We start from the raw sequence: 12,974 nt of genomic DNA on the forward strand, positions 1-12,974 counted from the left end.
GATTTAATAAAGGAACATTAAGATGTCTAAAGAAAAATTTGAACGTACAAAACCCCACGTTAACGTTGGTACAATCGGCCACGTTGACCATGGTAAAACAACTTTAACTGCAGCAATTACTTCTGTTCTTGCTAAAAAATACGGCGGTCAAGCTCGTGCATTCGATCAAATCGATAACGCACCAGAAGAAAAAGCACGTGGTATCACCATCAATACTTCACACGTTGAATACGATACACCAACTCGCCACTATGCGCACGTAGACTGCCCAGGCCATGCTGACTATGTTAAAAACATGATCACTGGTGCGGCACAAATGGACGGTGCTATCTTAGTAGTAGCAGCAACTGATGGTCCTATGCCACAAACTCGTGAGCACATCCTTTTAGGTCGTCAAGTAGGTGTTCCTTACATCATCGTATTCTTAAACAAATGTGATATGGTTGATGACGAAGAGTTATTAGAATTAGTTGAAATGGAAGTACGTGAACTTCTATCTCAATACGATTTCCCAGGTGATGACACACCAGTAATCCGTGGCTCAGCGCTTAAAGCATTAGAAGGCGAAGCAGCGTGGGAAGACAAAATTGTTGAATTAGCTGAAGCATTAGACAGCTACATCCCAGAGCCAGAGCGTGATATTGACAAACCATTCCTATTACCAATTGAAGACGTATTCTCAATTTCAGGTCGTGGTACAGTAGTAACTGGTCGTGTTGAACGCGGTATCATCAAAGTGGGTGAAGAAGTTGAAATCGTTGGTATCAAACCAACAACTAAAACCACTTGTACGGGTGTTGAAATGTTCCGTAAATTACTTGACGAAGGTCGTGCAGGTGAAAACGTTGGTGTATTACTACGTGGTACAAAACGTGAAGAAATCGAACGTGGTCAAGTACTTGCAAAACCAGGTTCAATCACTCCACATACTGATTTTGAATCAGAAGTGTATATCTTAAGTAAAGATGAAGGTGGTCGTCATACTCCATTCTTCAAAGGTTACCGTCCACAGTTCTACTTCCGTACAACTGACGTAACGGGTACTATTGAATTACCAGAAGGCGTAGAAATGGTAATGCCTGGTGACAACATCAAAATGACAGTATCATTAATTCACCCTATCGCGATGGCTGAAGGTTTACGTTTTGCGATTCGTGAAGGTGGCCGTACTGTTGGTGCTGGTGTGGTTGCTAAGGTTATTAAGTAATCTGCCTGCTACTATAAAGAGTAACCAACTGTTACTCTTTACCATCAATCAAAAAAGTGCACAATGTGCACTTTTTTTGATAACCATCGATCATATCCATGAAGCACAATAGATAACTTTAAAAATAAAATCAAATATTTATATAAAGTTACAATCAATCCATCCGCTGTGCTTTTCCCATTTTTTTTAAAAAGACTTGCTGTTGTACAAATAGTTCATATAAGGTAATTTCGTGATAATCAATCTGATGTTGCTTAGCAATTTGTTGAATAATTTTCGTCAGGTGTTGATAGTGACGATGGCTGAAACCAGGATATATGTGGTGAGTTAGATGTAAATTTAATCCACCTAACCAATATTCTAAAATGGGAAACTTTAATCGCCAATTAAGCGTAGTATTAAATACATGTTGTATCGAACCATGTGGCATAAGACCATGTTCGGGCGCTTGATAAAAGGTCGCTTTTGCCCAGTGGGTACCAAGAATCAGTATGACAAAAATCAGTGAAGCAAAAAATTGACTTAAACCATAGACAATGAGAATAAACCATAAACTAAATTGAGGACAAATATATATTGGAATAACAATAGCCAAACTAACATGTAAAGCCTTAATAACCAAAAAGGCAAACCAACCAACTATGCCATGATGGGTAAATTTGTTTTTATCAAAATTTAAGCCTAACCGATCTTGCCAATCAAACCACCAAATAATTGCAGGAAAGGTCATTCCTGCCACTAATGGCCAGTAATAATGCTGATAACGCATAAACCAATGGTGCACTTGGAAAGGTGTTTGCCTAAGCACGCCATTATACTCAATATCTAGATCATAATGTTCAATATTAGTAAAAGGATGATGCTGCACAACATGACGAATACGCCAGCATTCTGGATCAATCCCAAGTGGAATGGTAATTAGTCGATTAAGCCAAGTATTTGCGTTGCTTGATTTAAAAAATACATTATGTGATGCGTCATGCACCACATTAATCGCTAATAGTAGGGCGAGCGAACTAAACATAAAATAGTAAAGAGAGAATAGATATGCTGATTGTTGAAAAAGCGCGCAACAGTAAAATCCTATACACAGAACTAAGAGTAAACCTAACTTTAAATACATGCCACTATTTGCATAACGATGATCATTTTGGGTAAGTAAATAATCTTTTGCTGCCGTATTTAATGCTTCTCGCAATAATATATCTTGCTCATTACTAAACCGTAGTGTGGGCTGTTGTGGTTGTGGTTGCGGCTGTGATTGTGGCTTTTGCATTAGTCTGACTCTGAATAGGAAGTTTGTTTATTCGGATTTTGTGCCATTTTACGGATAAATTGTTGCTGTTGAGTAAGTAACTCAAGATAGCCTAACCTGCGATAAGGTAATTGATACTTTTGTGCTAATCGTTCAACAATTAGCATTAACGCTGGATAATGGCGATGGCTCCATCCTGGAAACAGATGATGAGTAAGATGTAAATTTACCCCACCTAATAATTCGTTAAATATTTTGGGAGATGGGTACCAATCACAGCAGGTAGTAAATTGCTGGTAATACCAACCATGCTCTATTTTGCCATCTTTGGGTGCCGTATAAAATGCAGGATCGGCCCAATGTGTCCCTAAGAGTAAGCACACAACAATTAAGGATGAAAGCATTTGTGTAATAAGATAAACCGATAGTACACCGTACCAACTAATACCCACCGAAGATAAAATAAATATCGGTAGCATTAGGGCTATGATGAAATGCAAAATTTTGCTACCTAAAAATAACCCCCATCCTGTGAGACTGGTTAAGTTTTTTTTATCTGATGCTAGCGCAGTTTTACCTAATTGATCAGACCAATCAAATACCCATGCAATATAAGGTAATGATAACCCAGCAATAAAAGGCCAATAAAACGACTGAAATCGCATGTGTGGGTACCATTTTTGAAATGGCGTTTGGCGAAAGACCCCATTCTCTTCCATATCAAGATCGTATTTGTCGATATTAGGATAAATATGATGATAATCAACATGCCTAACTTGCCAATAATGTGGATCAATACCCAAAGGTAATGTCACCAATCGCCCAAAAATGCGATTCGCTAGTCGAGTTCGAAAAAAGACATTATGGCAAGCATCATGTTGTGCATTAATATTGGCTAGCATGGCTGACATAACAAAACCAAAATAATAAAGCGCAAATAACCCGATAGTCACTTGATGTAAACTGAAGAAATAACATACAGCACAAAGGAATAATAATAAGAAATTCTTAAACAATAATGTGCTATTAGCAAAACGATGATCGCCTTTTTGAGCCAAATAAGCTTCAGCTTCTGCCATTAATTCTTGATGAAATGGTTCATCATTATTGGTGTAGTGTAACTTAGGTAACGGTTTAGTTGACATGATATTTTCCTATAAGCCACATAACATAAGTGATTGAGCCATGTATTGTCATCAAGCTTGCAAATAATAGCCAGTAAAATGGTGGCCATTGCCAAAAGATGGCAAAAAATAGAGGAATCAACCAGCACAAGACAAACCAACTAACTATTCCCCAATGTTTGCCTTCCGCCATGCCTCCTAAGGCAATACTACCCAATACCAAACTGCCAAATAATAGATACTGCGTCATGGTAACATTATGGTAACCGTAGCCATAATCATAGACGTAGCTTAATACCAAGCCAAATAGGACTAAACCACCACTCACTAATAAACCATGCGGTAAGCGATAACGGGATAAACTAGGGGAATAAGGAATGTTGAATAATGCCATAAAAGGTAACATGCTAGCCCAAAAAGGATTTTGTGACATAATGCCATGGCTACCATAGGTAATCGTTTTATCGACAGGCGTTGTTTCAAACGTACCGAAAAGCTTATCCCAGAATATAAATGACCCTGAAAAATTATGATTAGCATAATAATGGTCTTTAAGGTGATGGACTTTATGATGCGTTGGCGTAACCAAAATCTTTTCTAATAGACCTAGTTTTGGGGTGACAGCATTGTGATTAAAAAATTGAATCGAATAATGAAAGATCGACACGGCAATAAAAATTGGTGTTGGAACACCTGCAATAGCTAATAAGGCAAAAAATGGGATTGAAGTAAGCGATGAATACCACGAATTACGGATAGCTAAAGATAAATTAAAATGTTCGCCTTGATGATGCACCATGTGAATTGCCCACAATAGGGGTATTTTATGATGTAAACGGTGTTCCCAATAAAAACCAAAATCCCAAGCCAATAAGGTAAATATCCAAGTTAAAATGATCGGCACATGGATAAACAGATTAAAGCTAAAATGCGTATAAACAAAATGGTAGCAGACTAATTCAAGCCCGCGAAACAACCAAAGCATTAAATGCCCTGAGTTTAAATTAAAAATAATATCAGACCAGTTAACGGTTACTTTTTTTATATATTGTAAAACGAAAGCTTCTGCAACAATCAAGATTAACATTATCACAAAAGGTAAAACTAAATCCAACATAATAAGATTCCTATTGTTCTAAATTTTGTTTAATTAAATAAGAAGAGCCGTAACGCACACCATACCCCACCATCAACGCTAATGCGATCCCACCAAGAAAATCAACAAACAAGTGCCGCCTAAGTTGGATAATCGAAAAAGCAATTGCTATGCCCCACAGTACCAATAATATATTACGCAGAGGATGACACTTATCTAAACTCCCCCAAATTGCAAGCAAGGTTAAAGTAATATGTAACGAAGGAAAGCAGTTAACAGGAACATCAATATCAATCAGTTTAGCTAATAGCCAAGAACTGATTGAGGTACCAGTATCGACAGGAAAATCCATCGAGGTCGGAAAAATAAGGTAACAAAGCCCTGCAAGAAAGCCACTTAATATAAAACAGGTAGACATCCAAAGTAAGCGATGATAAGGAGCGACTAAAAAACAAATTGGGATGATCAAAAAGAACGAAAGATAAAACCAAATAGCATGAGGTGTAAAGGCAATCGATTGGTCAATTATCGAAGGGGTAAGTAATGTCGGCTCGCCTTGTAGCTCACCCGCACTACGATAAAATACCCCCACACTAAGCCATCCGAACAATAAATAGGCTAATCGCATAAGACAAGGCTTTATTAACTTCATTGGCTACCTCGCTCACGAATGATCCGCCGTCTTTTTTGTGCAAAGTCTTTGGGTAGTGTAACAACTGACGTAAGCTTCCAGCTTAGCGCATCAACCTTGGCACCTTGTTGAATAAAATGAGCCGTTAATGCCTGCTGACACTGGCTTAACTGTTCTTTTGAGCAACTGCCAATGAGTTCAATACATTGATCGTTGTGCTGAATCAGGCGGTAATCACAGGTTAGCGGTAAGGTATTGGCTATTACTCGACTACAATAATCAGCAAAAATGGTTAATGGTTTCCCATGTTGATCTGTTAATACAAGCTGATCATCGCATCGCCCCTCAATATGTGAAATCGCCATACCTTGCCAACCACATTGGCATGGCGTTTGGCTACGAACTAAAATATCATCTAATTGATAACGTACGATAGGCTGTGTTTGCCGAGTAAAATCGGTGATAATTGGTATAAAACGATCTTCATCTAACCAATGAGGTTCAATATAGATAAACTCTTCATTTAAATGCAAAGTGCCGAGTGGACAGGTTGCAGCAAGAAATCCTTCGGTGGCTTGATAAACTTCAGCGAGCTGATTAAACGCTTGTTTGATAAGTTTTTTATCTTGTTCTTCGAGCACTTCTGCGACAGATATCACTAAAATAGGATTGACAGTTAACTTGTCGTTGAGTTTTTCAGTTGCAAGAGCGCGCAGTACCTGTGCAGGGGCAATAATAATAGTTGGTTGATAGTCATCCAGCGATTGGATCTGTTGTTGAAAATTATCAAACAACCCGTAAAAACGAAAGGTCAATCGATGACTGTTAGTACTATGATAAAGATGATTATCAGATCTTAAAAACAGTGCAACACGTTCTTCTTTCCATAACCCGCGTGGTAACATTTTTGCCAGTATGCCTCCAGCCCAAATTTGTTGTTCTTTTGGACTAACCACAAAAATCCCTCGTTGCCCTGAAGTTCCTGAAGATAATCCCACACTAAACTTACCCATTTTGGCGCTAAAATCGCGCTTTTGCTCGCTTTGTTGGGCTAATGCCAATAACGCTTGGCTATTAAGATTTGCGGTATTCATTTGATCAAAATTCGCCATCATCAATTGTTTGTTCATCAGTGGCCAAGTATCAAAAGGTTGTTTAATAAATCGACTAAAGTAAGGGCTTTTGCTTAATACCCGCTGTTTAAATTTTTCTAATTGTTTGCGTTGATATGCTTCAAGATCTGCTCGGCAGCTAAATGTTAAGCGTTTGGTGCGCCAATAATACCAAAGTATTTTTAGTAGCCTCATTGTTCATCCTCATGGCTTAAATAAATGGTAACATTAGGTTGATAAGAAAGTTGGTGTAGTTGATTAAGGGTTTGATGATAGGCGCGTGGATCGTCCATAATGAGTTGCGCCAAACGAGACGGCTTTTTTAACTCTTTATAATTAGCTTTAACCCATGCTGCATCGCTAGCCAAAAGTGTCCATCCCTCATCAGTCAAGATAAATGCGCCAATGTGACCAGCTGCATGACCAGGTAAAGGCACTAAAATTACCTGCTTTTTGCTATTAGGTAAAATATAGCCATGCGTAAAAGGAGATAACTCAGGTGCTAACGTGCAACACTCAAATTGTTCTAAAAAACTAACACGCTGTTCAAAATCATCAGGAATAAGATCGGGAACAAAACCTTGCTTAAGGGCAAAAAAGCCATGTAGCGGTTTGACCGTTTGCCAACCTTTTTGGGAACAAATAAAACGGCTGTGAATAAAATCTTTCAATCCCGCAATATGATCACCATGAAAATGTGAGATAATCACATTTTGTATACTGGCAAGCTCAATACCCAAAGTCGCAAATTGCGCTTTTAATGATTCGCCTTGCTTTAGATAAACTGGGGTGGTTTTTTGATAAAGTTTGAATATGCCCGATTGGGTATATTGTTGAAAATACTCAGCATATCCAGTATCCCACAACCAGCGATAGCCATCAACCTCAATTAGCCAAGCACGTGCAGGAAACTGGCAAACATGAAATCCAGCACCCCGCATAACCATACACGCAATATGAGTACAGTATCCAGCTTTAAATGGGATTATTTTAGCCATCTTATACCATTCCACTTTCCTGTAACCAGCGCGCTGTCAGCGTAATGCTTTCATTAAGATCATATAAAGGTTGATAACCTAAACGTTCAATCGCCTGTTGTTGGCTTAAAGTCATATCAAAATATAATGTACCAACGCTATAACGCGTTAGTAGTGGTTCTTTATGAGTTAAAGCCGATACCCCCTCAAGCACAGTAGCGATACCGTAAAGTAGTGGATAAGGGAGCGAGCGAATTTTATAATCGAGTTGCAATTGATCGGTTAACAACGCCTTTAATAATTGATTAAGCTGACATGGTTGTTGATTGGTAATATTAAAGGCTTCACCCGACAATACTTGCTGCTGAGTTGAGGCCACAAATAAAGCATAAACTACATTTAGCACAAAGGTAAGATCCAAATAAGCTTGCCCTCCTGCTGGCAAATATAATATACCGCCAGTACGTTTTAATAATGCAAGCATACGAGGAATAATCACACGATCATGTGGTCCAAATATACCTCTCGGTCTTAATATTAGATAAACAGTTTCACGATAGCGTGTAACACATGTTTGAATATGCTGTTCGGCTTGATATTTGGTATCAGCATAATGATTAGCAAACCGTTTAGCTCGATATTCTTCAGAAATATGACGGTGGGATTTAAAATCAAAATAGATCGATGGCGTGGATACATGAATAAAGCGCTTAATCCCAAGTTGCCCTGCAATATCGGCTAATTGTGAGGTCACTAAAACATTCGCCTGATAAAACCATTCATAGTTCCCCCAAGGGGATGATAACGCAGCACAATGCCAAACTATATCACAATCTCTCAATAATTGGTGATAATCCATTTTGCTCGCCGTGACTAAATCAAGCTGAGTAAACGTAGCACCTAGCGCAATAAGTTGCTTTCCCACCTCATTATTGCGCCCTGTCGCATGCACTTGATGACCTTGTTTAAGCAACCACTCAACTGCATTACGACCTAAACCACTGGTCGCACCAGTAACTAAAAATCTCATGGCAATAAAATCATTCCCCCTAAAGTGACCCCAGCAGCAGTACCTATCAACATGGCAGGTTTGCCAGAATTAAATCGTTTAGTTATTATTGCTTCATGCAATGCACTAGGTATCGAAGCTGCCACTTGATTACCGCGAAAGCGGTAGATATCAATTAGCACGTCACTTGAAACATTAAGTCGTTTACGCATATGTTCTAAAGACAAATGGCTAGCTTGATGAGGAATAACCGTAGCAATATCGGCAAGAGTTAAACCAGCTTGATTTAATAAGCGAGCTAAATATGGCTCAATTAACGAAGATACCAGTTTAAATAATGGCTTACCCTGCATATGGAAAAGACAATCGGTTTCATCCATCCCAGTTCTAAAATTTCGGCGGCTCCCGCCACCGCGAATTTCACATAGATCAATACCATCGGTATAAGTCTCTAACAAACAAGAAAGAATACCACTGCGACCATCCCCTTGTTCGACAATAGCACAAGCAGCGCCATCACCAAAGATAAATGAAGATTCTTCATCTTGCCAATCTAACCCTCGTGAAGCCAAATCTGCCGAAACAATAGCGATTCGCTTATAAGCACCAGAATTTAATAGCCCAGCAGCCACTTGTAACGCACTAATAAAGCTCACACAACTGCCATTAACATCAAAGCAGGTAATATTTTTGGAAAGTGAACTGGCTTTTAGAATATGGGTTGCGGTATATGGTAGGGCTTGAACAGGAAGTGCACAAGCTGAAATTAATAAATCAATCGATTTTGCGTCTATATCACAACGCATTAACGCATCATTAATCGCTTGGGCGGCTAAATCGGCTTGACTCAATTGCTGATCAGCGTGATAGCGATAAAGGATACCTGAACGCTTAAGCGAATAACCAGCAGGTTTATTCAGCCTTTTATCTAATTCTTCCGCATCAAGTTTATTTGGCGGTAAAGCAATACCGGTTGAAATAATTTTGATAGGGACTACCGTTTTGTTTAGCACTTCATTGTCTTTTAACAAAAGCTATACTCCAAAAACTATCCTGTACCAATTATTATAGTACTCTATTTAATTCTAATAAACTTTTTTTAAACTACAGGTATTAGTGGGTCGGCCCACACTTTTTATAAGCGATAAGGTAAACTTACCACAATTAAAAAAGAAGCTAATATAAATAAGATTAAACGAAAAAAGCGAACATTCAATGATGATTTTAAATACCAAATCATCAGTCTTTATCAACACGGTAAATCACGTGGTGAAATCGTTGCAGAATATAATTTGACACCATCAGCATGGGACCGTTGGATAATGTAAGCCCGTTAAAGTGGCTTATTTAAAACAAAAGATAATCACAGTCCATAAGAACAAAAGTTATTGCTCGGGTAATAAAATCCTTATTGTGCGTATCAAAATAACACCATTAAACGTTATAAACCTCATAATACAGAAGTGAATCAAACAGCCAAAAAGAATCATTGACAACGGCAATTTGACGTGTAACTATCCCCTAAAATAGTACAAAAATTCTCTATGATAAAAGTAAAAGAGGATTCAATTATGAAAAAAAATGACTGAACATCAAATCGTAGCTATTTTAAAAGAAGCTGAAGCGGGTATTCCCGTTAAAGAGCTGTGCCGTAAATATGGCATGGGTAATTCAACTTTTTATAAATGGCGGGAAAAATATGGCGGTATGGAAACGTCGGATATCAAACGCTTAAAGGAGCTTGAGGCTGAAAACCGCAAGCTTAAGCAGATGTTTGCCGAACTGAGCTTAAAATCCCAGCTTCAGGAAGAAATCATAAAAAAGCTTTAGTGCCCACCAAGGCACGTAAAACGTGGGCACAGCAACTACAACAAAATCATTCGGTTACTATTGCTATGAGTTGTGCCATTGTTGGCTTAAGCCGCTGTGCTTACTATTATCAAGCTAAGTTACAGGATGATTCGGTGATTGTTTCGGTGTTGAATGCTATCACAGACCGGCATTTACGTTGGGGCTTTCCTAAGTGTTTTAATCGAATCAGAAAACTGGGATATCGTTGGAATCATAAACGTGTTTATCGGGTGTATTGTGAGTTAAAACTGAATCTTAAAACAAAACGAAAACAACGAATTCCACCTCGGGAGCCAGAAAAGTTATTGCCTCCCAATAAACAAGGTGAATGTTGGTCAATGGATTTTATGAGTGACAGTAGTCGTAATCAACGTCGCTTTAGGACATTCAATGTCATCGATGACTTTAATCGTGAGGCGTTAGGTATTGATATTGCAGTAAGCTTACCAGCAGGAAGGATTACCCGTTACTTAGATAAACTGGCCGAATATCATGGATATCCATTAAAAATACGGGTCGATAATGGACCTGAATTTACAGGAAAAACCTTTATAAACTGGGCTAAATTACATGGTATAACCATTGATTATATCTAGCCCGGTAGCCCTTATCAAAATGGCTATATTGAACGATTTAATCGTACCTATCGTACTGAAGTACTCGATTTATATCTTTTTAACAACTTAGCACAAGCAAGGAGAATAACTGAAGAATGGTTAACGATTTATAACACCGAAAGACCGCATGAGGCATTAAATAACATGACACCGATTGAGTATAAAACACTAAAACAAGCAGCATGATTTTCTACGTGAGTTGTGTACTAAGTTTGGGGTATTTACAAAGATGCTCTGTATTACATTTTTCGTCAGTTTCATCATTTAAACATTCCAAAAATTCACTGCTATTATAATCGATAATATCATCAGGGTTAGGTACTACGCTGAAATGGTCAGGATAAGTGGTTTGAATTCGACGACCATATATCTGTAATAAATTAAATTTTAATTTTTTTTCATCAATTTTATAATGCTTCCAAGTTTGAGGACCGACTCCATCATCCATTTCAATTAAGGATAAAGTATAAATATCACCACTTGGTGCAATATAGTAATATCGATAACCAACTGAAAGTAAACTAGTTACATTCGTAAAAGTATTAGCAAGCGTTATTTTATCTTTAATTTCATTATTTTGAATTAAAGATAAAGTCAATTTAGTGCCAGAATAATTATCCTCATCCACGAGGCTAAAAGCTTCTTTGCTTAATTTTAGGGTTAAACCATTTTTTTGATAGATCACCTTACTTTTATCAACCGAATCAAAAACATGATCAAAATAATTACCAAATTTATATAATGGACAACGTTTATCCATTTCTACTTGTATGGAATAATCAGAATTTATATAGTCTTCACGTGAGCAATCTTTTTCTAATTTTTGCATATCTACTTTATTGAGAAATGAATTGCCTCGATATTTTTTTTCTATATTAAATTGTTGGCTGTAGCAGCATGTACTAAAGAAAGAAAAAATAATACCGATATAAAATAAATGTTTCATAAGCTATTCCTTAATTTCTTCAATTTTAGTGAGTGAAAAGTCGGCATGAAAGTGCGAGTTATGTAATTCACCTCCGTCTACAACACCTGATAATTGTCTAAATTCTTTAAAATGATCATGCTTTCCAACTCGAACCTTAACAAAAAATAGTAACATCGCCTTCAAAAAGGCTAAATCGTCTTTATATTGTTGAGAAGAATGAGAATAATAACCACCTTGGTTATTTTTTGATTTATACTCAAAGTCAATAGCCATACCATTAATATGTAATGCGCTTGGAAAACAAGATCCCCATTGAAATGCACTACCTGTAGTAGTAACAGTTTTATTATAAACAGCTATACTCCCCAGCATGGCAGCAAACAAACCTGGATTGGCATAACGGCGTTTTGAATTATGGAAATTATATTCAATATTTAAATTGCCAAATTGTTTATTTAATGAATCAGGCATTCTTATCAACTCTACTTCATTGTCGGTTACACCAAAAACTCGCCATGAGTTTTTATCAACAACTTTTTCCTTTTTATAATATTTATCATGTTTACCTCATTCAGCGATTTTTCCATTGGCATAAATAATTCGATATTTAGTATCACCATCGTTTACATCTGAAGCACTATCATTAGGGCCTGGTTTAAAATGATTTTTTGGTTTATTAGGAGTAATTCCCTCTGAAACTTTTTCTTTAATTTTGATATATTCCAAATCACAAACCTTATACCTGTTATCTTGTCCATCGACAATGACATAGCGATACTTATTTTGATTCTCATCTTTAATAAATGATGGTATATACTTTTGTATTCGACCATCTAAATAAATATAAAACACAATAATATCTATTTTTTCTTCTTGGAAATAATCTATCATCGCCACCGGATGAATAAACCACGCCTTGCCGTCTGCGGATAGATTGGACAGTTTAGGGGTATTGGCATCAGTGTTTGCGGTTGGGTTTTGAGCTTGTGCTTGTGCCACTTTTTTCCACCACAGTGACAGTTTAATGCGTTGCTCTTTTTCAAGCTGCCAGTTTGATTTGACATGTTCATGCGCCTCGTACACTTGTTGCAAGATACAATCACGCTGATAAGGCTCAAGTAAGTTTATTTTTTACTGATAGTAATATTTAATTTATGAATATTTTAA

Annotated in this window: 12 protein-coding genes and 2 pseudogenes; 3 read left to right on the top strand and 11 right to left on the bottom strand. The window is 37.4% G+C overall.

The features are described from left to right. Window positions 1-22 precede the first annotated feature (22 nt). Entirely contained in the window at window positions 23-1,207 is a 1,185-nt protein-coding gene (gene tuf / locus A9G28_RS09135; RefSeq protein ID WP_065572358.1) for an elongation factor Tu, read from the top strand. A gap of 154 nt (window positions 1,208-1,361) precedes the next feature. Here tuf and A9G28_RS09140 read toward each other — a convergent pair whose 3' ends face one another. Genes A9G28_RS09140 through A9G28_RS09175 form a run of 8 tightly spaced genes read right to left on the bottom strand, consistent with a single transcriptional unit; the run spans window position 1,362 to window position 9,442 of the window. Further along, a complete protein-coding gene (locus A9G28_RS09140) occupies window positions 1,362-2,483 on the bottom strand; it encodes a fatty acid desaturase family protein (protein ID WP_065580462.1) in 1,122 nt (373 codons plus the stop codon). After that, complete coding sequence (locus tag A9G28_RS09145; protein WP_065580463.1) at window positions 2,483-3,607, bottom strand: fatty acid desaturase family protein; 1,125 nt, start codon at window positions 3,605-3,607, stop codon at window positions 2,483-2,485. The genes A9G28_RS09140 and A9G28_RS09145 overlap by 1 nt, the downstream gene beginning before the upstream one ends. Then, complete coding sequence (locus A9G28_RS09150) at window positions 3,597-4,703, bottom strand: sterol desaturase family protein (protein WP_065566169.1); 1,107 nt, start codon at window positions 4,701-4,703, stop codon at window positions 3,597-3,599. The genes A9G28_RS09145 and A9G28_RS09150 overlap by 11 nt, the downstream gene beginning before the upstream one ends. A gap of 10 nt (window positions 4,704-4,713) precedes the next feature. Next, window positions 4,714-5,334: a phosphatase PAP2 family protein gene (locus A9G28_RS09155; RefSeq protein ID WP_218057006.1), complete on the bottom strand. Its 621-nt coding sequence runs from the start codon at window positions 5,332-5,334 to the stop codon at window positions 4,714-4,716. After that, entirely contained in the window at window positions 5,331-6,620 is a 1,290-nt protein-coding gene (locus tag A9G28_RS09160) for a F390 synthetase-related protein (protein WP_065580464.1), read from the bottom strand. The genes A9G28_RS09155 and A9G28_RS09160 overlap by 4 nt, the downstream gene beginning before the upstream one ends. Beyond that, window positions 6,617-7,423 carry an MBL fold metallo-hydrolase gene (locus A9G28_RS09165; protein WP_065566167.1) on the bottom strand — a complete coding sequence of 269 codons (807 nt, stop codon included), beginning with the start codon at window positions 7,421-7,423 and terminating at the stop codon, window positions 6,617-6,619. Before A9G28_RS09165 ends, A9G28_RS09160 begins: the two co-directional genes overlap by 4 nt. 1 nt (window position 7,424) lies before the next feature. Further along, window positions 7,425-8,432, bottom strand: a complete 1,008-nt coding sequence (locus A9G28_RS09170) for an NAD-dependent epimerase/dehydratase family protein (RefSeq protein ID WP_065566166.1) — start codon at window positions 8,430-8,432, stop codon at window positions 7,425-7,427. Beyond that, window positions 8,429-9,442 (bottom strand): 3-oxoacyl-[acyl-carrier-protein] synthase III C-terminal domain-containing protein, encoded by a 1,014-nt coding sequence (locus A9G28_RS09175; RefSeq protein ID WP_218057356.1) that lies wholly within the window; start codon window positions 9,440-9,442, stop codon window positions 8,429-8,431. The genes A9G28_RS09170 and A9G28_RS09175 overlap by 4 nt, the downstream gene beginning before the upstream one ends. Before the next feature lie 159 nt (window positions 9,443-9,601). Between A9G28_RS09175 and A9G28_RS14205 the strand changes: the two are divergent. Both A9G28_RS14205 and A9G28_RS09185 read left to right on the top strand, forming a co-directional pair. After that, a pseudogene (locus A9G28_RS14205) lies at window positions 9,602-9,733 on the top strand (helix-turn-helix domain-containing protein); the annotation flags it as partial. A 259-nt stretch (window positions 9,734-9,992) separates the two neighbouring features. Next, window positions 9,993-11,065: pseudogene (locus A9G28_RS09185) on the top strand (IS3 family transposase). A 4-nt stretch (window positions 11,066-11,069) separates the two neighbouring features. Here the strand turns inward: A9G28_RS09185 and A9G28_RS09190 are convergent. The 3 genes from A9G28_RS09190 to A9G28_RS09200 all read right to left on the bottom strand — a co-directional run bounded on the left by A9G28_RS09190 (window position 11,070) and on the right by A9G28_RS09200 (window position 12,899). Next, window positions 11,070-11,825, bottom strand: a complete 756-nt coding sequence (locus tag A9G28_RS09190; RefSeq protein WP_065580466.1) for a hypothetical protein — start codon at window positions 11,823-11,825, stop codon at window positions 11,070-11,072. A gap of 3 nt (window positions 11,826-11,828) precedes the next feature. After that, complete coding sequence (locus A9G28_RS09195; RefSeq protein WP_065580467.1) at window positions 11,829-12,278, bottom strand: hypothetical protein; 450 nt, start codon at window positions 12,276-12,278, stop codon at window positions 11,829-11,831. 96 nt (window positions 12,279-12,374) lie between these two features. Further along, window positions 12,375-12,899, bottom strand: coding sequence for a hypothetical protein (locus A9G28_RS09200; RefSeq protein WP_141674726.1), 525 nt, complete (start codon window positions 12,897-12,899; stop codon window positions 12,375-12,377). Window positions 12,900-12,974 lie beyond the last annotated feature (75 nt).

The sequence above is a fragment of the Gilliamella sp. Fer1-1 genome (genome assembly GCF_001690825.1).
In the GTDB taxonomy this organism is placed as follows: Bacteria; Pseudomonadota; Gammaproteobacteria; order Enterobacterales; family Orbaceae; genus Gilliamella; species Gilliamella apicola_C.

Bases quoted from the DNA above. Each gene is read 5' to 3' on its own strand.
- A9G28_RS09165 (WP_065566167.1), bottom strand. From the start codon at position 7,423: ATGGCTAAAATAATCCCATTTAAAGCTGGATACTGTACTCATATTGCG.
- A9G28_RS09155 (WP_218057006.1), bottom strand. From the start codon at position 5,334: ATGAAGTTAATAAAGCCTTGTCTTATGCGATTAGCCTATTTATTGTTC.
- A9G28_RS09150 (WP_065566169.1), bottom strand. From the start codon at position 4,703: ATGTTGGATTTAGTTTTACCTTTTGTGATAATGTTAATCTTGATTGTT.
- A9G28_RS09140 (WP_065580462.1), bottom strand. From the start codon at position 2,483: ATGCAAAAGCCACAATCACAGCCGCAACCACAACCACAACAGCCCACA.
- A9G28_RS09190 (WP_065580466.1), bottom strand. From the start codon at position 11,825: ATGAAACATTTATTTTATATCGGTATTATTTTTTCTTTCTTTAGTACA.
- A9G28_RS09170 (WP_065566166.1), bottom strand. From the start codon at position 8,432: ATGAGATTTTTAGTTACTGGTGCGACCAGTGGTTTAGGTCGTAATGCA.
- A9G28_RS09160 (WP_065580464.1), bottom strand. From the start codon at position 6,620: ATGAGGCTACTAAAAATACTTTGGTATTATTGGCGCACCAAACGCTTA.
- tuf (WP_065572358.1), top strand. From the start codon at position 23: ATGTCTAAAGAAAAATTTGAACGTACAAAACCCCACGTTAACGTTGGT.
- A9G28_RS09145 (WP_065580463.1), bottom strand. From the start codon at position 3,607: ATGTCAACTAAACCGTTACCTAAGTTACACTACACCAATAATGATGAA.
- A9G28_RS09195 (WP_065580467.1), bottom strand. From the start codon at position 12,278: ATGCCTGATTCATTAAATAAACAATTTGGCAATTTAAATATTGAATAT.